The following is a 20,805-nucleotide window of genomic DNA, read 5'->3' as shown; positions in this document are numbered from 1 at the left end:
TCAGGCACTCGGCGGGCCGTGGTCGCGGTTTGGGAGGTAGAAGGAGTGCGTGTTGGTGCTTCGGTAGTAGTCGACCTCGTCCGCTGGGAGTGCGAACGTCTTGAGCCAGGGCAGGTGCTGACAGGTGAAGTCCCCTCCTACTCGTACGGCTAGGAGCGGGTCGGCCTTGTCGAAGAAGTCCTTGTTGTAGATCGCGAAGGTGGTGTCGATGGCAGCGCGGTAGACGTCGGCCTCGACCTGGTCGGTCCAATACTGGGCCTCCCATTCCCAGATCTTGTAGGGCGACCCGCCGATCACGAACGAGTTGTCGACGAGGGCGTCGACGTTGCTGATGTCGAGCGCCATTCCGGCTTTCCCGACCTGGTGGCGCACGGTGAGTGTGTAGAGCTGCTCGATGAAGTCGTCGGGCAGGGCCGGGTGGAGCTGGAGATCGGGGTCGGTGACGCCGAAGACCTGAGGCAGAGCGTCGTAGATCTCGGGTTCGTCCCACACGCGGCGTGGTCCACGATTGTCGAGGAGGCGTCTGACGGTGGCACGTCCGCGGAGGTCGTCGAGAGTGCGGAGCATCTCGGGCGAGGTGGAGGCGTTGTCGAGGATGACGATATTGGCGTGGTGCCTGGCCTCGAGCTGCTCGACCATGGCGCGCGCGAACGTGGGGTTGTTGAACGTGGGGATGAGGATGGGTGTGAACCGTCCGACCAGAGGCGGGTAGGTCCGTGCAGGCCGCGAGCCCGACGAGCTCTGCGCTGAGTCCAGAGGTCCACTCCGATCTGGCGCCGGGGCCGACTGCTTCGAATCCAGGGCCCTTTCGAGTCGCTCGAGACGTTCTTCCAACGCGGCGACAGTGGCCGCGGTGGCAGAGGGCTCCCGCTCGGGGTTGGTACGCGACAGAGTCAGCGCGCTGTTCGCGTCGAATAGTTGCGGGCCGAGCTGCGGTAGCAGGTCAGCTCTGACCAAGACGACGTTGAACTGCTTGTCGTAGTACTCGCGGTCGCGTGCGACGGGGACGAGGCCGAGATCGATGAGCTGGGAGATCACGGTGTGGGAGGTGGACTGTCCGTCCCAGAACGCGTGGCCCTCGACCTCGATGAGGACGACCGCTGCACGCGCAAGAGTCCGACGACCGCCGTCAATGACGAGCTTGGCGGCTCCCTCGACGTCGATCCAGAGCGCGAGCTCGCCGTGCTTGGTCAATCCCTCCGCGCGGGCGAGCTGGTCGAGGCTGGTGGCGGCCACGGTGACGATGTCGTATTGCGCGCCGGCGTCGGTGCGTTTGAGCAGTGAGCTGCGGCCGGTGTCGGCTGCTTCGACGTGGTGGGATGCGACGATCTCGTCGCCGACGACGATCTCGGTTGAGACGCGAGGGATGAACAGCTCGATCTCGCCGGCGGTGTCGCTTACGGCAAGGTGGCGGTAGTCAACGCGTCCATGCTCGGCGACGGCGTCGGCGAACTGGGCGTAGATGTGGGGGTTGGCTTCGAAGGCGATGCAGCGGCAATCGGGATGGGCGTCGGCGACCGCCATGGCGCTCTCGGCGTCTCGGGCGCCGATGTCGAGGAACACTCGGGGTCCGATGGTCTCGAGCAGCGACAGGAACAGGGTTCTGAGTTGCTCGTTTGACTCTGCTCCGACCTCTGAGGGGCGGTGAGCGTTGACGTCGACCTGGAGCAGGTGACGCAGAGCATGTCCTGCGGCTGAACGCTTCATGCGGTCCTCTCTCGAGAATACTGGCTCCGGTATTCAATCAAACCCGCGGCAGTGACCGCCCTGACCGCGTGCCGGCTCAACGGTGTGTCGGGGCTACGACCGCGGAGCGCCGCATCCCACGAACCAGTCTCGAAGCAGCAAGCGAGGGACTCGACGGCCTATGGGCGAGAGCCTGGAAAGGTCTCTGACCACTTGGAGGTGGACAGGACGTCGCCGATCGACTCGGTGTGCGGGTGTGTGGTCTCCATGAAGGAGAGGCGCACGCACTGAACCGAGGCAGCCCGAGATTCGCACCTACGGTGCGAGGAACTGCCGAGCTTCTGCCGACTCGCCATTCCGTCTCCTCAGTGAGGAGGTCGGAGTAACCGTCTGACCAGCGGGTTTGGTGGAGCTGAGGGGATTCGAACCCCTGACCTTCTCATTGCGAACGAGACGCGCTACCAACTGCGCCACAGCCCCAGATCGCGCCCGAAGACGCGAGGCGAAACGTTAGCACCAGCCTCGCGGCCGGTCCCAATCGACCCGACTGATCGGGTCGACGTTCAGGATCCGACCGCGCGATCGTCGCCGTCGGCCCGCTGGGCCTTCTCGACCCGGTCGGCCTCCTCGGCCTCACGGGCGAGCTGGCTGTCGGCCTGGGCGTGGCCCGAGGACCACACGCCGGTGTCGTCGAGGTCGATCGTCCGGACGGTACGACGGACCGCGGCCGGCTTGGAGACGTACGTCGGCAGCGTGACCGGCACCGGGTCCCACAGGGTCGGGTCGACCTGGACGTCGGAGGTGATCTGGACCTCGGCCTCAGCCACGATCGCGATCTCCTCGGTGACCTCGCCGACCTGCTCGTCCGCCACGACCGGCTCGGTCGCGGAGGGAGCTGCTGTCGGGACGGCCGCGCGCGGAGCGAGGGCGGCGTGCTCCTTCTTGACCATCACGCGGCACAGCACGAGCCAGGCGCCGAGCAGTCCGCCGGGGATGGCGACGTACCACCACGAGTGCACGCCGAGCCCGGCGAGCAGCGCGACGACGGCGTTGGCGAGCAGCAGTACGGCGAGCACGTTGCGGCGGCGCTTGGTCGCGCGAACGGCGGCGGCGCGGCGGGCCCGGCGCTGGGCCGGGGTCAGCTCGATCGCGGGGACCTCGACGGCCGCGGGGGCTTCGGGAGTCTCGGCCGGAGCCGGGGCGGGATCCGCGGCCGAGGGCTTCGTGACGACGATCGCCGTCGACGCGGGACGGCCCGGCGTGACGACGAGGCGGGCACTGCGCCGGTCGACGGGCTCGCGGCGGGCGAGCACCCGCATCCGGTGCGAGAATCGCTCGACCGAGCGGCTGCGCACCGCGTCGTCGTGCGACTTGATCGCCACGGGGATGAGGTAGGCCGCCCACGCCACGGCCACGGCCACGAAGATGAGCGAGCTCCAGGTCACGAACGTGAGCGTAGGACCGCCGACGGAGCCTGGGGCGGATGTCTACCCGTGTGTCGCGAGAAGACTTCTGAGACTCCTGTGACTAGGCCTCGTCGAGCCGCCGCAGCAGGCCGTACGGGCACTCCTCGCGGGTGATCGCGTAGAGACGGTGGTCGCGCCAGTCCCCGTCGATGTGGAGGTACCGCGGCGCGTAGCCGAACTCCTCGATCCCGAGCTTCTCGACCACCCGCAGCGAGTTGGAGTTCTCCGGCCGGATGGCGATCTCGACGCGGTGCAGCCCCGCCTCGGTGAAGCAGTGGTCGACGACCAGCGCGACAGCGCGCGGGATCGCGCCGCGGCCGGCGTACTCCTGGTCGATCCAGTAGCCCACGGAGCCGAACTGCGCGGACCCGCGGGCGATGTTGGTCACCGTCACCTGACCGGCGAATTCGCCGTCGACCTCGACGGCGAAGGGGTACGTCGTCCCCTCCCGGGCCTGGCGGCGCATCCGTCGCACCAGTCCCGCGAAGGTGTTCGGGCGGATTCCCAGGCCCGGCGGGACCGTCGCCTCCCACGGCATCAGCCACGCGGCGTTGCGCTGTCGGGCCTCGCGCCACGCGCGCTGGTCGCGGACCCGCAGCGGCCGCACCGTCACGTCGCCGTCGCTCAGCCGCGCCGGCCAGGCCCGACCCGGGCCGGTCAGTGGTCGCTCCCGACGACCTGCTCGACCGCGTGCAGCACGATCGGCGCGAGCACCGCGAGCCCGTCCTTGACCCCGCCGCGGGAGCCGGGGAGGTTCACGACCAGGCACGATCCCGCCACACCGGCGAGCCCGCGGGAGAGGGCGGCGGAGGGTACGCCGTGCGCGACGCCGTACGCCCGGATCGCCTCGGCGATGCCGGGCACCTCGCGGTCGAGCAGCGGGCGGGTGGCCTCGGGGGTCCGATCGGTGGGGGTCAGGCCGGTGCCGCCCGTGGTGAGCACCAACCGGGCGCCCGCCGCGATCGCGGCGGCGATGGCCTCCCCCACCGGCTCGCCGTCCGGTACGACGGCCGCGGGCTCGACGGCGAAGCCCAGCTCGCGCAGGGCGTCGACGATCAGCGGGCCGGTCTCGTCGGCGTACACCCCCGCCGCCGCGCGGTTGGACGCGACGACGACCGCGGCCGGGATCGTCATGAGCGGGCCCAGTCGCCGGACTTCCCGCCCGACTTCGCCTCGACCCGGACGTCGGTGATGACCGCGCCCTTGTCGACGGCCTTGACCATGTCGACGACGGTCAGCGCGGCGACCGAGACGGCCGTCAGGGCCTCCATCTCGACGCCGGTGCGGTCGGTGGTGCGGACGGTGGCGGTGATGTCGACGGAGGAGTCGGTGACGACCAGGTCGACCGTCACTCCGGAGATCGCGAGCGGATGGCACAGCGGCACCAGGTCGGGCGTCCGCTTCGCGGCCATGATCCCGGCGACCCGGGCGACCCCCAGCGCGTCGCCCTTCGGGACGCCCTCGCCGCGGAGCAGCTCCACGACCCGCGGGGCGACGAGCACCCGGCCGGAGGCCGTGGCGGTGCGGGCGGTGACGTCCTTGGCGGAGACGTCGACCATCCGGGCCGCGCCGGACTCGTCGACGTGGGTCAGGCGGTCGCTCATGGGATCAGTAGTCCAGATCGAGCGGCAGCACGTCCACCTGCGCGCCCGCCGCCAGCGAGGTGGTGTCCTCCGCGATCACGATCAGCGCGTTGGAGGAGGCCAGGTCGCCGACCAGGTGCGATCCCGGTCCGCCGACCGGCGCGACCGTGGCGGCGCCGGCCTCGGCGACGTACTCCCCCCGCAGGAACTGCCGCCGGCCCGCCGGCGAGGTCACCGCGTGGGTCAGCCGGGCCGGCACCGTCGGGCGGGACCAGGGAGTCATGCCCATCAGCTTGCGCAGCGCGGGCAGCACGAACAGCTGGAAGGAGATGTACGACGAGACCGGGTTGCCGGGCAGCGTGAAGATCGGGGTGTTGTCCTCGCCGACGAACCCGAAGCCCTGCGGCTTGCCGGGCTGCATCGCGACCGGGCCGAACCACACGCCCCTCGGCGCCAGCGCCTCCTTGACCACGTCGAAGTCGCCCTGCGAGACGCCGCCGGAGGTGACGACCACGTCGGCGCGGACCAGCTGGTCCTCCAGCGCGGACAGGAAGGCCTCCGGCTCGTCCGGGACGATGCCGACCCGGTAGGCGAGCGCGCCGGCGCGGCGCGCGGCGGCGGCGAGCAGGAACGAGTTGCCGTCGTAGATCGAGTCGTGACCGAGAGGTACGCCGGGCTCGCGCAGCTCCGTGCCGGTCGACAGGATCACCACCCGCGGCCGGGGCCGGGAGCGGACCGTCGCCCGGCCGATCGAGGCCAGCAGGCCGAGGTGCCGGGGACCGAGCACCGTGCCGCGCTCGACGACCAGGTCACCGACGGCGACGTCCTCACCGGCGGGCCGGATGTGCTGGCCCGGCTTCGGTGCCCGGCTGATCGCCACCTGGGCGACCCCGCGGTCGGTCCACTCATAGGGCACGACCGCGTCCGCACCCGCGGGCACGGGCGCGCCGGTCATGATCTTGACGGCGGTGCCGGGCGCGAGCGCGAGCAGCTGGGCGTTGCCGGCGCCGATCTCGCCGACCACCGGCAGGTGCACCGGCGACTCCTCGGTCGCCGTCGCGACGTCGTGCGCGACGACGGCGTACCCGTCCATCGCGGAGTTGTCGAACGACGGCAGCGCGACCTGGGCCGTGACGTCCTCGGCACACGCCAGCCCGAGGGTGTCCATCAGCGACTGCGGGAAGACCGGCAGCGGATCGAGGTCGCGCAGCACCCGGTCCAGGTGCTGCTCGACGGTGTCCGGGGCGTCAGGCATCGGACGAGAGCACGGTGTCGGCGCCGACCCGCTGGGCCGACGACGACTCCAGCGCCACCTCGCCCACGACCTGCACGCCGCGGCAGAAGGTCCAGTCGCCCTCGACGGTGAGCGACGTCGCCTGCTTCAGCGACGGGGCCCCGTCCGGGAAGCGCTTGTCGAACTCGCCGACCAGCTTGTAGTGCTTGCCGTCGAGGTCGATGAACGGGATGGCGTCGGCGACCTGGTCGAGCACGAAGTCCTGACCGATGTCGTAGACGTCCGAGCGCAGCACCAGCAGGTCGTTGGTGGTCTTCACCGGCACGAACCGCTCGCGGGTGACCTCGATCAGCGTCGACCCCTCGAAGACCTCGATCGCCGCACCCATGGCGGTCTCGACCTGGATCACCTCGGGGGTGGACTTGTCGCCGGGGTCGACGTTCTTGACGTTGCGGATCAGCGGCAGCCCGAGGATGCCGTCGCGCTGGTCGAGCACCGACTTCATCGCGGCCAGGTCGAACCACAGGTTGTTGGTGGAGGTGAACCGGTGCCGGTCGAGGTCGGCCAGCGCTTCCTGGTCGGCGTCCAGCGTCTGCGCGGTCTCGCGCAGCACGATCCGGCCGTCGCCCTTGCGGCGCGCGAAGTGGCCGCCCTTGCGGTCCGAGGGGGTACGACGAACCGCCTCGATCGCGAACGGCGCGCCGGTGGCGGCGAACCAGCCGGCGACCCGCGCGTCGGGAACGGCGCCGAGGTTGTCGGAGTTGGAGACGAAGGCGTAGCGGTAGCCGGCCGCGATCAGCTGGTCCAGCAGGCCGGTGCCGCGCAGCGCGGTGTACAGGTCGCCGTGCCCGGGCGGACACCACTCCAGCTCGGGGTCCTTCGGCCAGCTGACCGGGGAGAGGTCCTTGGCGAGGAGCTTCGGCTCCTTGTTCTGCAGGAACTCCATCGGGAGCCCGGCGACCGGCAGCTCCTCGTAGCGCGCGAGCGCGGCCATGGTGTCGGCCGACGTGCGGAAGGAGTCCATGAAGATCAGCGGCAGCGTCGCGTCGTACTGCTTGCGCAGGTGCAGCACCTGGCGGGCGATGATGTCGAGGAACGACAGGCCGCGGCGCACGCACAGCAGCGACTTCGCGCGGTCCATGCCCATCGAGGTGCCGAGCCCGCCGTTGAGCTTGATCACCGCGGTGCTGCGGATCGCCGCGGCGGCGACGTCGTCGGGGACCTCGACGTCGGCCAGCGCCTCCATGTCGATCGGCTCGATCGTCGACTCCGGGATCATGCCCGTCTCACCGTGCTCTAGGAGCCGGTAGTAGTGCGCGAAGGTGTCGATGGCGACCGGGTCGACGCCTTCGGCTGCCATCTTGTCGCGAGCCTTGTGCAGGCCTGGGCTACCCATGTCTCCGATCGTAGGCTCGCGGGGTGGACCGCAGGCAATCGCTACCGGAAAAGACCAGCAGGTGACCTCCCCCACGTCGGCCCAGAAGCTGGCCCTGCGCGACCAGCTGCTCACCGCGCGCAACCGCCGACCCCTCGTCGAGGTGGGCGAGGTCGGCCGGCAGATCGCCGAGCACCTCCTCGCCGCGCCGGAGGTACGACGCGCCGCCACCGTGGCGGCGTACGTCTCGATCGGCACCGAGCCCGGCACCGGCCTGCTGCTGCGCGCCCTGGCCGACGCAGGGAGGCGGGTGGTGCTGCCGGTGCTGCTGCCCGACGGCGACCTGGACTGGGGCACCTACCGCGGGGACTCCTCGCTCGTCGCCGCCCGGATGGGGCTGCTCGAACCGGTCGACCGGCTCGGCGTCGACGCGGTCGCCACCGCTGACGTCGTCCTGGTCCCCGGTCTGGCCGTCTCACGCGCCGGTCTGCGGATGGGCCGCGGCGGCGGCTCGTACGACCGCGCTCTCGCCCGGGTCCCCGTAGGCACCTTCACCTGCGTGCTGCTGCACGACGAGGAGGTCGGCCTCGACGTCCCCGCCGAGCCGCACGACCGCCCGGTCATGGCAGCCGCCTCCCCCGCAGGCATCACCCACTTCCGTTGAGTCCGGAGTCCTGACCGTCGAGTCGGGAGTTCAGTCCGAATCTCTGGCGCGCAATTCCCGACTCAACTGCACAGGGTCCCGACTCAACCGCCTTCGCTCTCGCCCGGCACCAGGGTGAGCACGTGCACGGACGCGGCCTCGACGGCGGCGGGTGAGAAGGGCCAGGCGAGGGACTCGCCGCGGGCCCACAGGTCGGTCTGGTCGGTGTAGTGGTCACTGGCCGGGTGGCCGGAGACGCCGGTGAGGTTGATCCACCGGGAGTCGTCGAGGTCGTCGAGCGAGACCACCATCCGCATCGACGGGGCGGAGGTGACGGCGTACCCCTCGGCGGCGTCCCACGCCGAGGCGTCGACGGTCCCGATGCCGCCGCCGACCTCCCAGCCGTCGCGGTTGACCAGCCGCTCGACCGGTCCGATGCCGGACTCCCCCAGCGTCGGCGAGCGCAGCTCCAGCCGGTGCAGATGGCCCCAGTCCCAGCCCGCGGGGTCCCGCGACTGGTGCCGCGTCAGCTCGTCGCGCGCGGCGCGCAACGCCTGCTCCAGGATCGCGTGGCGGTCCTCGACGACGTCGTCGGTCGTGGCGTCGTCCCACCAGGCGTTGCCGGGACGCTCGAGCAGCCGCGCGACCACGGCGTACCACCGCTGCCCGCCGTCGGGCCACTGGTCCTCGGGCAGCTCGTCGTGGAAGGTCAGCTCGAGCAGGTTGCGCCAGACGACGTTGTAGTACGCCGCCGCTCCGCTGTCCGCGGACTGGTCGAAGTCCCAGTCACGCAGCAGCTGCTGTCCCCCCGACCAGTAGCCCCGGGGCAGCTCCACGTCGAGGAGGTACGGCGTGAGCCGCTCGGCGAACGGGTGCCGGTCGTCGAGCTGGAGGTCGAGCATCGACTTCACCGTCACAGGCCCGGACTCCGTCAGCACGTCGCGGATCCGCTGCGAGCGCCAGCCGTGGTCCCAGTCGTCGGTGAGGTGGTACGGGTAGTCGGCGCCGATCACGGCCTGGTTGGCCGCCACCAGGAACCCCTCGTCGGGGTCGCGCACGTTCGGGAGTCCGTCGTACGGGACGTACTCGCCGGTCCAGTCGTTCTCGGGCCGCCAACCGGCCGACGGCAGGCTGCCGTCGTTGCCGGACTTCCGGATCGGGATCCGCCCGGGGGCCTGGTAGCCGATGTGACCGTCGCGGTCGGCGTACACGACGTTCTGCGACGGCGCGGCGAACGCCGACAGTGCCGATCGGAACGAGTCCCAGTCGTGGGCGAGGTTGAGGTCGAGGATCGCGTCCGCGGTCGGCGCCGGCTCCAGCGCCGTCCAGGCCAGCGACACGGCGAACTCGCGCCCCTGCCTGGCCTGCTCCCCCACGTCGGCGAGCTCGTCGGCGACGTCGGAGAGGATCGGACCGTGCCCGGTCGAGCGGACCGTCAGCTCGACGTCCTCGCCGTCGGCGACCTCGATGGTCTCGGTGCGGGTGCGGAGCGGACGCCACGCGCCGTCGTACCTCCACTCGTCGCCGCGGACCTGCTCCAGGTAGAGGTCGGTGACGTCAGGACCGAGGTTGGTGAAGCCCCAGGCGACGTCGGCGTTGTGGCCGATGATCACGCCCGGTACGCCGGAGAAGGTGAAGCCGGCGACGTCGAGCGGGCAGTCCTCGGAGACGGTGCGGCAGTGCAGCCCCAGCTGCATCCAGACCCCGGGCATGCCGACGCCGAGGTGCGGGTCGTTCGCGAGCAGCGGCGCACCGGTCGCCGAGTGCTCGCCGTCGACGACCCAGCTGTTGCTGCCGATCCCGTCGCCGCGTCCGAGCAGCGCGGGCATCCGGTCCAGGCCGTCGCGGACCCCGCGCAGGGCGGCCCGCTGGTCGGCGGTCCACGCCGGACGCAGCGGCTTGCGGGTGCCGCCCGTCGTGGCGTCCTGCTCGAAGACACCGTCCACGACGGCGCCCTGGCCGACGATCGGGTCGTGCTCGGCGAGGGGGTACGCCGGGTACAGCTCGCGCATCCGCGACGCACCGACGGCCGAACGGTCGAGCACCCGGTCGACCTCGTCCTGCATGTTGCCGCGGAGGTCCCAGGCCATCGCCTTGAGCCAGGCCAGCGAGTCGACGGGCGTCCAGTCCTCGGGGGCGTAGCCGAGCCCGCCGAGGTTGAGGACGGTGTACTCGACCGCGATCTGCCCCGGTGAGTGCTCGTCGAGGTAGGCGTTGACCCCGGCGGCGTACGCCTGGAGCAGCGCCCGCGTGTCCGGGCGCACCAGCGCCAGCTCCTGCTCGGCGACCCGGCGCCAGCCCATGGTCCGCACGTAGGAGTCGCTCTCGACGGCGTCCTCGCCGAACAGCTCCGCGAGCCGCCCGGCGGTGGCGTGCCGGCGTACGTCCATCTCGAAGAACCGCTCGGAGGCGTGCACGTAGCCCTGGGCCCGGACCAGGTCGGTCATCGAGTCGCCGTACAGCTGCGGGATGCCGTGCTCGTCGCGGACCACCTCGACCTCGCCCTCGAGGCCGGCGACGAGCGCCTGCCCCTCGTCCTGGGGCAGCGGTCGGCGGGCCACGGCGACCACGGTCGCCAGACCTGCGACGAGCACGAGCACCAGACCGACGATGAGGTACGACGTCACCCGCGCCCCACGGGGCCAGGCGCGGAAGGCGGCCCACCACCGGGTCGGTCCGCGGGGGTCGAGGTCGTCCGAGGGGGAGCTGGTCATCGCCCGGTCATTGTGCCTGTGTTCTATGATTGGCACTCGCACAAGTCGAGTGCCAGCAACCTCCTCGCACCACCAGCACGAGCCCGGAGCCACGATGCCGACCTACCAGTACGCCTGTACCGAGTGCGCCCACGCCTTCGAGCAGGTCCAGAGCTTCTCCGACGACTCCCTGACGGTGTGCCCCGAGTGCACCGGACGGCTGCGGAAGGTCTTCAACGCGGTTGGCGTGGTGTTCAAGGGCTCAGGCTTCTACCGCACCGACAGCCGCACGAGCTCCTCGTCCACGTCGAGCTCGACGGACGGTTCCAGCAGCGCGTCGAGCAGCGGCTCGGGCACCAAGACCGAGACGAAGAGCGAGAGCAAGCCCGCCGCGCCGGCCGCGGCGAAGTCCGCCGACTGACGTCTCACCCGCTGGGCCTGTGGAGGACGCGGGCAGCGCCTGCCGATCCCTCCTAGCGTCGGGGGATGCTCCCCGACGTCGCGCCGTCCGCCCGCCGCCCTCTGCGGGCCCTGCGTGCCCTGAGGTCCGTACGCCGCGCCGTGCTGGCGCACCGCCGCCTGCTGGCCGCCGCTCTTGCGGCCGTGGCCGTGGCCGCCGGACTCCAGGCCTCCGCGGCGCCCCCGCCCGCGACCGTGCCGGTGACCGTCGCCGCCCGCGACGTCCCGGCCGGTCGGGTGCTTGCGCCGGGTGACCTGGCCACCGCCGCGTTCGCCCCCGGCACCGCTCCCGACGACCTCGCGACCGAGGCGGTCGGCCGGGTGCTCGCCTCCCCGCTGCGGCGCGGTGAGCCGGTCACCGACGTACGACTCGTCGGCCCGGCGCTGACCGAGGGTCACCCCGGCCGGGTCGCGCTGCCCGTGCGGCTGCCGGACGCCGGCATGGCCGGCCTGCTGCGGGTCGGCGACGTGGTCGACCTGGTCGCGGCCGACCCGCAGGGCGGGAAGCCGACCCTGGTCGCCGCCGAGGTGCCCGTGCTGGCCCTGCCCGCCGGCCCGGCCGAGCACGGCGGCACCGGCGGCACCGCCCTCGGCGGCCGGCTCGTGGTCGTCGGCGCTCGGCCCGACGACGTACCCGTCATCGCCGACGCGGCCGCGAGACTGTTCCTCAGCTACGCGTGGCGGGTCTAGCCTGCGAGGGCCCGCTCTTCTCTCGGCTCGAAGGAGTATCCCCATGCTCGGCGGCTTCAAGAACTTCATCCTGCGCGGCAACCTGGTCGAGCTCGCGGTCGCGTTCATCATCGGCGGCGCCTTCGCGACGGTCGTCACCGCGACCGTCGCCCTGATCATGGACATCATCGGGAAGGTCGGGGGCACGCCCGACTTCTCCAACTACGAGCCCGGAGGCGTCGGCGTCGGCGTGTGGCTCACCGCTCTGATCTCGTTCCTGATCCTGTCGGCGGTCGTGTACTTCTTCATCGTCACGCCGTACACCAAGGCCAAGGAGCGCTACTTCCCGAGCGCCCCGGCGGGCACGCCCGAGGACATCAAGCTGCTCCAGGAGATCCGCGACCTGCTCGCGACCCAGCAGGGTCGTACGACGAGCACCTCGGACACCCCGCTCAGCTAGGCGGCTCCCGCACGCAGGATCTGTCTCGACACGACGGTCGCGACCTCGTTCCTCGGTCGCGCGTCTCGCTCGACCACCATCAGCTGATCCGCTGGCGCGTCTCAGCTAGCCGCCGTGGTGGGGCGGCACCTGCGCGCGCAGCCACGCGTCGCCGGCGTCGCCCCGCTCGCGGGGGCTCTCGTCGTCCCGCTCGTCCTTGGTGGTCTCGGGGAGCGCGTCACCGAAGACCTCGGCCAGCCTCTTCCGACGCTCCCACTCCGTCTCCGGGCGCTGGGGACGAGCGTCGCCGTCGCTCACGTGCAGAGCCCGGCGGCCACGAGCGTGGCCCGCTCCGCCTCGTCGCGCTCGCTCCCGCCAGATCCGTCGCCCGACGGCGACTCGTCGCCCGACGGGGACTCGTCGCCCGACGGGGACTCGCCGCCCGACGGGGACTCGCCGCCCGAGGGGCTGCCGGAGGTGCCGGGCGAGCCGGGGACGTTGGCGGCGTCGATGGTGCCGGTGTCGAGGTTGCGCGACATCGGCCGGTCGTCGAGGATCCGGTCCCAGACCAGCTGGGCGTCCTCGGTCCACACGACCCGGCCGCGATACTGCTCGCGGGTGTCGTAGGCCCACGGGATGGTGATGAAGCGGACCTTCTTCAGGCCGATGTCCTTGAAGCCCAGGCCGACCTTGCTGAGCTTGACCACGTTGTCGAGCCCCGGGTCGACCGTCAGCGACTTGGTGGCGGCGCGCAGGAAGCCGATCAGCCGGTCGGGGCGGGCGAGCACGCCACCGGAGACGACCTTGTTGGCCATCGCCGCGATGAACGCCTGCTGGCGCTTGACCCGGCCGATGTCGGAGCCGTCGCCGAGGGTGTAGCGCGCCCGGACGTAGTTCAGCGCCTCCTTGCCCTCGATCTCGCGGGAGCCGGCGGGGATGTTGATGTCGTGGGCGGGGTCGGTGATGTCCTCGGGGATGCAGACCGGGACGCCGTCGATGGCGTCGACCATGTCCTTGAAGCCCGCGAAGTCGACGACGACGAAGTGGTCGACCTTGACGTCGGTGAGGGTCTGGAACTGCTGGATCGTGCACGCCGGCCCGCCCAGCGCGAACGCCTCGTTCCACATCGCGTTGTCGGCGCCCTCGATGGTCTTGCCGTTCTCGCCGATGCAGTCGGGGCGGGTCACCAGCGAGTCGCGCGGGATGCTGACGCCGTACGCCGACTTCCGGTCCCCCGAGAGGTGGAACAGCAACGTGGTGTCGGAGCGCTGACCGGCGCCGGTCAGGCCGTCGATGTTGTTGCCGGCACCGTCTCGGTCGTCGGAGCCCATCACCAGGATGTTGAGCGGCTCCTCGGGCTCCGTCGACTCCGGCTTCTCCGGCTCGTCGTAGAGCTGGCCGCCGACGTCGAGCACCTCGATGTTGTGGTTGAGGTCGCGGTAGAGCCACACCGTCCCGAGCCCGGTGATCATGCCGAGCACGACGACCGTCACCAGGAGCACCTTGCCGACCGTGTGCCGCTTGCGCGTCTTGCCCCGGCGCGATCCCCTGCGTCGGCCGCCGGACCCTGCCGTGGGGTCGTCGAGCACCGGTTGGTCGGCCTGCTCGGCAGGCTGGCCGTCGGGGCCATCGGGCATGCGGGTACTCCAGGGGATGGGGCGGGTGGCGCGCCCTGCGAACCTACGGGTGCATGACAAATGGTGATCACGACCGGCGAGTAGGTCAAAACCGCGCCATGACAAGATGTCCGGCGCCGATGAGGCCCCAGTAGCTCAGCGGATAGAGCAGCCGCCTCCTAAGCGAAAGGTCGCAGGTTCGATTCCTGCCTGGGGCACTCCTTTCGCCACCCGCCCGCAGGTGCTCTGACCTGCGGAAACGGTTGCAAAGCAGTCGACACAGAGACGGCGCAGCACCTGCGTGCATGGGCTTCTGGTTCGGGGTCGGAGCCCAACTTCGCGGCGTATTCCCGACGGCGCACCCGCTGACGATCGCAAGCAGCCGTCAACGGCCGGACACAGCGACGTCGGCAGCGGACCCCTGGAAGATGCATGAGTACGCCGACCGCGGGGATCGCCGCCGCTGACCCGCCGAAACCCGCCGCCTGCTGCACCGACGGCGCGCTCCTCCGAGGTTCACGCCCGGTACGGCGGGTGCCGCGTGGTCTTGCCTGACCTGAGTTCAGTCATTCGGGTTAGTGCGTGATGTCGGGGCGGGCCAGCGCGTTGACGATGTCCTGCAGCCATCCGCCGCGAGGTCTTCAAGGCCGTACGTGACCTCAACGCCAAGATCCGGACCTTCATCGACGGCTGGAACGACCGCTCCCACGCCTTCGTCTGGACCAAGACCGCCGACCAGGTCCTCGCGAAGGCCAACCGTCCAACTATTTCAAATGCGCGCCAATAGAATACTGAGGGCCACGACGAAGAGGGGCGACAAATCGCGTTCTCCTTCGAACACCGGCACCTGACCGGCCGGCCGGCCGGCCGGCATGAGCATCGCGCGGGGCGCGGCAGATCCAGACATCTGTCTCGAGGTGGCGCCCTTACGGAAATTCGTTGCGCGGGGAGGCCGTTCACTTGCCTTGGACGGCACGTGCTACGAGATCGACCTCGCCGCGGCCAACGCAATCGGGCGCCGCGACGCCATCCCTGCCTGCATCGCGACCGGGCGCCGCGTTTGCTGCGGCCCCATCGCACGCCGGCCTCGCGCACAACTGCGGCCGGCGGCAGCAATGCCGAGATCCGCGCGCCTGGGTAACGAGCCAACGGCACCAGGTGTCCGACCGAAGGCGGGTGTCCCGGGCCGCATGAGAGGCATTCGCGCCCGCTAAGGCGCGCGCTGCCCATATTGTTGTCATCCGTCGTACAAGGTCCGGTGATTTCTGTGTCGACGTAGGTAGGAGCCTTATTCGGCACGCTGGTCTGACAATACGGTCGAGCGAACACACCTAATCCTCGACCCCCAGGTAGGGAACATGACCGCAAGACGGATGGCGGCCGCAGCGGTCGCAATGGCGTTGTTACCCGGCGCCCTATACGCCGCGGCGACGGCAAGCGACACCCCGGCCGGAGAGCAGGCGGAGGTCCTGAGGACGCCGGCGATTCCGGCCGCCGACCTGGACTCCCTTCTCGTCGAAGGAACCGGCCAGCCGGTCGAGGTCAGCAAGGCGCTCGCGCAAGACGCCGAGCAGTACTCATCTCAGGCCGATGGGGAGCCCCTGACTGCCCAGGATGCCGGCATGCAGAACGAGTTCGCCCTCGCCGCGACCGAGATTGAGCTCGCGCACCCTGACCTCTTCGTTCATGCCCGTGTGGTCGTCGAAGGAGACAAGTCCGAAGCAGACTTCCTCATCGAGCTCACCTCGCGCCCGAGCGAAGACATCATCGCTACGTTGTCGAAGATCAGTGGGAACACTGAGGTGACGTTCGGCGGGCCGGCCCTCACATCCGATGCAACGACGGCCGCGTCAGGAGCAGCACTCAGGGCGCTGCGCGAGTTCGACGAGGTGACGGGCATCGGCGCCTCCCTCAACGAGGCGCGCAGCGGCATCGAGGTCACGTTCAACCCTCGCGCCCAGATCAGCGACAACGAGCTGACCACCATCCACGCCGCGGTCACGAAGGCGGCCCGCGAAGCAAGCAGCCTCCCCGACCTCGAGGTGGAGTTGAGGGGGGTGGATGCGGAGCCCATGACGTGGACGAACAACGTCGTGGGCGGACGTGGCACCTATCTAGGGGGCGTGCACGACTGCACGACCGGGTTCACCGCAGTGCGCGGGGGGCAACACGGCTTCGTTACGGCGAGGCACTGCTATAACAACGTGACGTACCGAAACGTCGGCGGCATCATCGACTTCGTCGCGAACGCAGTCGCGGACAACGGCAACCTCATCGACCTTCAGTTCCACCGCACACTGTCCCCCCACAACACCCTCCCGCAGTTCCAGTGGAGGGCCGCGAACGAGCTCCGCACGGTCACGAGCATGGCGAACCCGCCGGACAACGCGATCATCTGCCTGAACGCGTGGACCGTTCAGTATGTCTGCGCCCAGGTCGTCACCCCGGAGAGGTGTATCAACGGGGCCTGGCCGGAGACGGGCGTCCCAGTGACCGTGTGCCGACTCGCACAGACCTGGCAGACGATCGATAACCTGGGTGACAGCGGCGGGCCTTGGTTCAACGGAGGCACCGCCTTCGGGATCCACAATGGCCACAACTCCGAGGGCTCCCTCCTCACCAGGATCGGGGCGGTCGAAGCCCGGCTGAGCGCGAACCTCATGATGGGATGACCGTGAACGAGTAAACCGCTCAGCTCACCGTGATGCCGCCGGCAACAGCCGGCGGCATCGCGCGTTTCCCAGAGTCGTGCCCTGAGACGGCTCAACGGAAGGTCGGGCAGGTCGGCCCGGGGTCGGCGTGTCCACCGCGGCGTTGTCGATCAAGCGCGTCTCCAGGGCGGTCCAGCCCACGACCGGTAGGTCGGTGGCATGGCGCGGTAGGTGTCGACGTTGACGACGACCCGGACCGGCACCTGGAAGCCTCGGCAGAGCCCGCGCCGCGGACTCCACGGGCTCTCGCAGCACTTCACCGTACGGCAGCCCACTTCCGCAGCCGCTGCGTCAACTTGCCTCGGGGGAGCGGGGCGCGTAGCTCCTGGTGGTCGCGCCATACGGACCTTGTCGCGGTTGTTCCGCAGCGACCTGGGAATGACGTTTCCGCAGTGGCGCACGCAGCTCCGGTTGCGCCGGGCGCTCATCCTGCTGGCCGAGCACACGCCAGTGACCGCGGTGGCACACCAGTGCGGATGTGCATCGACCAGCGCGTTCATCGACGTCTTCCGTCGCACCTTCAGGCACACGCCCGGCGCGCACATGGCCCCGGCCTGATGCGGTCAGCCGGCGGCGCGATCGAGGCACAGTTCGCCGGCCCGCAACGCCGTGCTGGCGTCCTCGACCTGGGCGGGGGTTCGCTTGCGGCGACTCGGCGACCTACCGAGAGCGAGACGGTTCGAGGTTGTTGCGTTCGTCGAGAAGCGCCCATCCCTAGTGACGTCCGGCAGAGTGGTGTACGGATCCCGGTGAGCGTGTCGCTGTCGAAGTAGACGACGGCCACCGGGTGATCCTTCGAGTGAACTTCCTACGGCACTCTCGAAAGGACACCTCCCGGTGACCGTCAACCCCAGTATCGACCCTGCCCGCCTGCTCGAGGAACAGCTCGCGCAGGCCTCGCCTGATCTGCTGCGCGAGCTGCTGCAGACCTTCATCAACACCCTTCTCTCGGCCGAGGCCGACGCGGTGTGCGGCGCCGTCTACGGCACCACTTCGCCGGAGCGGGTCAACCGTCGCAACGGCTACCGCCACCGCGACTTCGACACCCGCGCCGGCACGATCGACGTCGCGGTCCCCAAGCTTCGCGAGGGCTCCTACTTCCCCGACTGGCTCCCTGAGCGCCGCAAGCGGGCCGAACGAGCGCTCACGTCGGTGGTCGCGACCTGCTACCTCCTCGGCGTCCCCACACGGCGGATGGACAAGCTCGTGCAGTCCCTCGGGATCACCACGCTCAGCAAGAGCCAGGTCAGTGAGATGGCCAAGGACCTCGACGCGCACGTTGAGGAGTTCCGCACCCGCTCGCTCGCCGACGCCGGCCCGTTCACCTTCGTCGCGGCTGACGCATTGGTGTTGAAGGTCCGCGAAGGCGGGCGCGTCGTCCCGGTCCACGCCCTGGTCGCGACCGGCGTGAACGCCGACGGCCACCGCGAGGTCCTCGGCGTGCAGGTCACTACCAGCGAGGACGGTGCCGGTTGGCTGGCGTTCTTCCGCGACCTCACCGCCCGTGGGTTGTCCGGGGTCAAGCTCGTCACCTCAGATGCCCACGCCGGCCTGGTCAACTCGATCAGTGCCACGCTGCCCGGCGCCAGCTGGCAGCGCTGCCGGACCCACTACGCGGCGAACCTGATGTCCACGACCCCGAAGAGCAGCTGGGGGTGGGTCAAGGCGCTACTGCACAGCGTCTACGACCAGCCCGACGCCGACGCGGCCCACGCCCAGTTCGACCGCGTCGTTGACGCCCTCGCCGACAAACTCCCCACCGTGGCCGAGCACCTCGAAGAAGCCCGCGCGGACATCCTGGCCTTCACCGCGTTCCCGAAGGAGATCTGGCGTCAAATCTGGTCGAACAACCCCAACGAGCGCCTCAACCGCGAGATCCGCCGCCGCACCGACGTCGTCGGGATCTTCCCCGACCGGGCCAGCCTGGTCCGCCTCGTCGGCGCCGTCTTGGCCGAGCAACACGACGAATGGGCCGAAGGCCGCCGCTACCTCGGACTCGACGTCCTCACCCGCTCCCAGACCACCCCGGAGGTGAGCACCGAGCCCACCACCATCGCGGCCCTCACGGCCTGAACTACAACAACGAGGGATCAGACCTCGTACACCACGTCACCGGACTTGACCCCATCCCTTACTCAGGAAGGCGTAGGCGAACCCGAGGTGACTCCCGATCTCCGCCCATCGAGCCGTGACTTGGCGAGTGATGTGCCCGCTTGGCGCCGGGAGAGAGGTCCTCTCCGAGGTGACGCGGGTGTCGATCTCCCATGGAAGTGCGTGCGCTGTTGATCCCAATTCTCGCCAGGCCTGCTCGGACTCACGAACGGCCTCGGGTTGATCGGCAAACACGAGCCCAGGGACCTTCTGAACGACCGTTGTCTGGTCGACCTTGGCCTGCTTCCCTAGGTCACCCAACTTCTCGATGACCTTGTCCCGGGCCCGAACTGCAGCGGGATCGGCCGCATACGTATTCAGCCACTCCCGGTAGTTGTCGTCGGAGTAGTACTGAACTCGGGTCGCCCGCTCCAGCCGCTTCGCGCGATCATCCTCCGCAAGCAACCACACGGTTTGAGCTCCTCCCCAGATGGCAGTGCGCAACAGGGACTGCATGGCCAGCACGGTGGGGCCGAACTCGTTGAGGTAGCGGACCGTGGCCATCAAGTTGTTCGAGCCAGTCGCGAGACTCAGCCAGCAGAGAGTGGACACTCGGACGTGAGGCGTCTGCTCGTCGTCAAGAGCCAGTCCACTCCCTGGCGCTGGCTGAAAGCCCTCGGCGATCCGCTGATTCCACTGGACGATGTGAGGCCAGCTCTCCGCGACGTGAGCACGTACGGCGGCGTCCATCTGGTCGAGGTCTTGCGCGTTCTCGTTCAATGGCTAGTGGACGTCCGCGACGTCAACGAGGAAGGCTTGAACCTTCTTCTCGGCGTCGATCGTCTGCGGCCCGCCTGACGACACTTCGACATCGACCGCCAGCAGTTGCGCGCTGTCCTCTACGCCGTCGCTCTGACCTGCAAGAACGGCGCACAAGCGGTCGCCGTGTCGATGAGGTTCGACCCGCGCGGCGCTACTCGGTCTCGGCGCCTTCGTCCTCGGTGAAGAGGTCGACGAGGCCGCGGGGTGCGTTCGCGCCGAAGATGAGCTCGATGGTCTCGTGCGCGGCAATGGCCTCGGCCTCGCTGCGACGGAACATCTCCTCCTCGTAGTGGGCGAAGGCCGCCTCGATGTCGTCGGGATGTGCGGCGATCGACTGTCCGAGCTCAGCGCCGTCGAGCATCGCGACGTTCGCCCCCTCACCGCCCGGGAGGGTCAGGTGCGCCGCGTCGCCGAGGAGCGTCACTCCGGGGACCCGCGCCCACCGGTGGCGGTCGGGGAGCTGGTAGATGCTGCGGAGGATCGGTCCGGTCTCCCCGTCGGCGATCAGGGCGGTGAGCTCCGGAGCCCATCCCTCGAACTCGGCGGCGACGCGCGTCCTGGCGACCTCGGCGTCGGCGAAGTCGATGTCGGCGAACCACTCGACCGGGCGGTGGAGGACGACGTAGGTGTGGATGATGTCGCCGGCCTCGCGGTGGGCGAGGAAGCCCTTGCCGGGAGTCAGGGCGTACATGGCGCCGTCACCCACGGTCGCGGCCGTCGTGGCGTGGCGCGCCTCGACGTCGTGCAGGTAGGTCTCGACGTAGCTCATCCCGGCGTACGTGGGCTTCTCGGCGGAGAGCAGCGGTCGGACCCTCGACCAGGCACCGTCGGCCCCGACCAGTACGTCGGCGATGACACTCGACCCGTCCGCGAAGGCGAGCTCGTGCCGGCCATCGCCGAGCGAGCCGGTGGAGAGGACCTTCTTCCCCCACTGGACCGTGCCGTCCGGCAGGGAGTCCAGGAGGATCCGCCGGATGTCGCCCCTCAGGGCTTCGGGACTCGCCATGGATCCGTCGTCGGGCACCTCGACGAGCACCGTGCCGTGCTGGTTGAGCACGCGCTGGGCGCCGCCGCCCAGGTGGACGATCGCGCGGTACTCCTCCGTGAGCCCGGCGATCTCCAGCGCGAGCTGACCGTTGTGCTCGTGCAGATCGAGCTGGCCACCCTGCGTTCGGGCATCACGGGACGCGTCCGCGTCGTAGACGCAGACGGGTATGCAGTTGAGGTGCAGGACGCGGGCGAGCGTGAGGCCGCCGAGGCCCGCTCCGACGATGGTGACTGGGGTGGTCATGAGGTCCTTTCGAGAGATTGGACCAAC

General features: G+C 70.0%; 20 protein-coding genes, 2 tRNA genes and 1 pseudogene. 10 read left to right on the top strand and 13 right to left on the bottom strand.

Translation table 11 applies throughout. The features are described 5' to 3' along the window. The 8 genes from MUB56_RS08635 to MUB56_RS08600 form a co-directional block, all read right to left on the bottom strand. Entirely contained in the window at positions 1–1,707 is a 1,707-nt protein-coding gene (locus MUB56_RS08635; RefSeq protein ID WP_244931491.1) for an FkbM family methyltransferase, read from the bottom strand. A gap of 383 nt (positions 1,708–2,090) precedes the next feature. Beyond that, positions 2,091–2,166: transfer RNA gene (locus tag MUB56_RS08630), tRNA-Ala, on the bottom strand. A gap of 83 nt (positions 2,167–2,249) precedes the next feature. Continuing rightward, the gene (locus tag MUB56_RS08625; RefSeq protein WP_244931490.1) at positions 2,250–3,131 is read right to left on the bottom strand and encodes a hypothetical protein; all 882 of its coding nucleotides are present in this window, start codon (positions 3,129–3,131) and stop codon (positions 2,250–2,252) included. A gap of 82 nt (positions 3,132–3,213) precedes the next feature. Beyond that, complete coding sequence (locus MUB56_RS08620) at positions 3,214–3,765, bottom strand: GNAT family protein (protein ID WP_244931489.1); 552 nt, start codon at positions 3,763–3,765, stop codon at positions 3,214–3,216. Between the two features lie 44 nt (positions 3,766–3,809). Beyond that, positions 3,810–4,286 carry a molybdenum cofactor synthesis domain-containing protein gene (locus MUB56_RS08615; RefSeq protein WP_244931488.1) on the bottom strand — a complete coding sequence of 159 codons (477 nt, stop codon included), beginning with the start codon at positions 4,284–4,286 and terminating at the stop codon, positions 3,810–3,812. After that, positions 4,283–4,756 carry a cyclic pyranopterin monophosphate synthase MoaC gene (gene moaC, locus MUB56_RS08610; RefSeq protein ID WP_244931487.1) on the bottom strand — a complete coding sequence of 158 codons (474 nt, stop codon included), beginning with the start codon at positions 4,754–4,756 and terminating at the stop codon, positions 4,283–4,285. Before moaC ends, MUB56_RS08615 begins: the two co-directional genes overlap by 4 nt. 4 nt (positions 4,757–4,760) lie before the next feature. Further along, positions 4,761–5,990, bottom strand: a complete 1,230-nt coding sequence (glp, locus tag MUB56_RS08605) for a gephyrin-like molybdotransferase Glp (RefSeq protein WP_244931486.1) — start codon at positions 5,988–5,990, stop codon at positions 4,761–4,763. Further along, complete coding sequence (locus MUB56_RS08600; RefSeq protein WP_244931485.1) at positions 5,983–7,365, bottom strand: UTP--glucose-1-phosphate uridylyltransferase; 1,383 nt, start codon at positions 7,363–7,365, stop codon at positions 5,983–5,985. Before MUB56_RS08600 ends, glp begins: the two co-directional genes overlap by 8 nt. Positions 7,366–7,426: 61 nt before the next feature. Between MUB56_RS08600 and MUB56_RS08595 the strand changes: the two genes are divergently transcribed. Continuing rightward, the gene (locus MUB56_RS08595; protein ID WP_244931484.1) at positions 7,427–8,008 is read left to right on the top strand and encodes a 5-formyltetrahydrofolate cyclo-ligase; all 582 of its coding nucleotides are present in this window, start codon (positions 7,427–7,429) and stop codon (positions 8,006–8,008) included. Between the two features lie 83 nt (positions 8,009–8,091). Here the strand turns inward: MUB56_RS08595 and MUB56_RS08590 are convergent, their stop codons facing one another. After that, positions 8,092–10,701 (bottom strand): penicillin acylase family protein, encoded by a 2,610-nt coding sequence (locus MUB56_RS08590; protein WP_244931483.1) that lies wholly within the window; start codon positions 10,699–10,701, stop codon positions 8,092–8,094. Positions 10,702–10,795: 94 nt separating this feature from the next. Here MUB56_RS08590 and MUB56_RS08585 point away from each other — a divergent pair, with 94 nt between their 5' ends. The 3 genes from MUB56_RS08585 to MUB56_RS08575 all read left to right on the top strand — a co-directional run bounded on the left by MUB56_RS08585 (position 10,796) and on the right by MUB56_RS08575 (position 12,268). After that, positions 10,796–11,101 carry an FmdB family zinc ribbon protein gene (locus MUB56_RS08585; protein ID WP_244931482.1) on the top strand — a complete coding sequence of 102 codons (306 nt, stop codon included), beginning with the start codon at positions 10,796–10,798 and terminating at the stop codon, positions 11,099–11,101. A gap of 65 nt (positions 11,102–11,166) precedes the next feature. Beyond that, complete coding sequence (locus MUB56_RS08580; protein WP_244931481.1) at positions 11,167–11,829, top strand: SAF domain-containing protein; 663 nt, start codon at positions 11,167–11,169, stop codon at positions 11,827–11,829. A 43-nt stretch (positions 11,830–11,872) separates the two neighbouring features. Continuing rightward, positions 11,873–12,268, top strand: coding sequence for an MscL family protein (locus MUB56_RS08575; RefSeq protein ID WP_244931480.1), 396 nt, complete (start codon positions 11,873–11,875; stop codon positions 12,266–12,268). A gap of 105 nt (positions 12,269–12,373) precedes the next feature. Here MUB56_RS08575 and MUB56_RS08570 read toward each other — a convergent pair whose 3' ends face one another. After that, positions 12,374–12,565, bottom strand: a complete 192-nt coding sequence (locus MUB56_RS08570; protein WP_244931479.1) for a hypothetical protein — start codon at positions 12,563–12,565, stop codon at positions 12,374–12,376. Further along, a complete protein-coding gene (locus MUB56_RS08565) occupies positions 12,562–13,884 on the bottom strand; it encodes an LCP family protein (protein ID WP_244931478.1) in 1,323 nt (440 codons plus the stop codon). Before MUB56_RS08565 ends, MUB56_RS08570 begins: the two co-directional genes overlap by 4 nt. Positions 13,885–14,008: 124 nt before the next feature. Here MUB56_RS08565 and MUB56_RS08560 point away from each other — a divergent pair. From MUB56_RS08560 to MUB56_RS08540, 5 genes and pseudogenes are all read left to right on the top strand, one after another. After that, positions 14,009–14,081 (top strand) — tRNA-Arg (locus MUB56_RS08560). Between the two features lie 428 nt (positions 14,082–14,509). Then, positions 14,510–14,650 (top strand): annotated as a pseudogene (locus tag MUB56_RS08555) (IS630 family transposase); the annotation flags it as partial. Between the two features lie 571 nt (positions 14,651–15,221). Further along, positions 15,222–16,535 carry a S1 family peptidase gene (locus MUB56_RS08550; protein ID WP_244931477.1) on the top strand — a complete coding sequence of 438 codons (1,314 nt, stop codon included), beginning with the start codon at positions 15,222–15,224 and terminating at the stop codon, positions 16,533–16,535. 210 nt (positions 16,536–16,745) lie between these two features. Further along, the gene (locus MUB56_RS25890; RefSeq protein WP_280637384.1) at positions 16,746–17,132 is read left to right on the top strand and encodes a helix-turn-helix domain-containing protein; all 387 of its coding nucleotides are present in this window, start codon (positions 16,746–16,748) and stop codon (positions 17,130–17,132) included. A gap of 279 nt (positions 17,133–17,411) precedes the next feature. Beyond that, positions 17,412–18,647 (top strand): IS256 family transposase, encoded by a 1,236-nt coding sequence (locus MUB56_RS08540; protein WP_244931475.1) that lies wholly within the window; start codon positions 17,412–17,414, stop codon positions 18,645–18,647. A gap of 36 nt (positions 18,648–18,683) precedes the next feature. Here MUB56_RS08540 and MUB56_RS08535 read toward each other — a convergent pair whose 3' ends face one another. Beyond that, positions 18,684–19,229 (bottom strand): hypothetical protein, encoded by a 546-nt coding sequence (locus tag MUB56_RS08535; protein WP_244931474.1) that lies wholly within the window; start codon positions 19,227–19,229, stop codon positions 18,684–18,686. 54 nt (positions 19,230–19,283) lie between these two features. Between MUB56_RS08535 and MUB56_RS08530 the strand changes: the two genes are divergently transcribed. Further along, on the top strand, positions 19,284–19,523 hold the full coding sequence (locus tag MUB56_RS08530; protein WP_244931473.1) for a hypothetical protein: 240 nt from the start codon (positions 19,284–19,286) through the stop codon (positions 19,521–19,523). Between the two features lie 115 nt (positions 19,524–19,638). Here the strand turns inward: MUB56_RS08530 and MUB56_RS08525 are convergent, their stop codons facing one another. Then, positions 19,639–20,778: an NAD(P)/FAD-dependent oxidoreductase gene (locus MUB56_RS08525; RefSeq protein ID WP_244931472.1), complete on the bottom strand. Its 1,140-nt coding sequence runs from the start codon at positions 20,776–20,778 to the stop codon at positions 19,639–19,641. Positions 20,779–20,805 lie beyond the last annotated feature (27 nt).

This window comes from Nocardioides sp. W7, from assembly GCF_022919075.1.
GTDB lineage: Bacteria > Actinomycetota > Actinomycetes > Propionibacteriales > Nocardioidaceae > Nocardioides.
The sequence above is the reverse complement of the archived record's forward strand: the minus strand, read 5'-3'. Positions and strand labels throughout refer to the sequence as shown.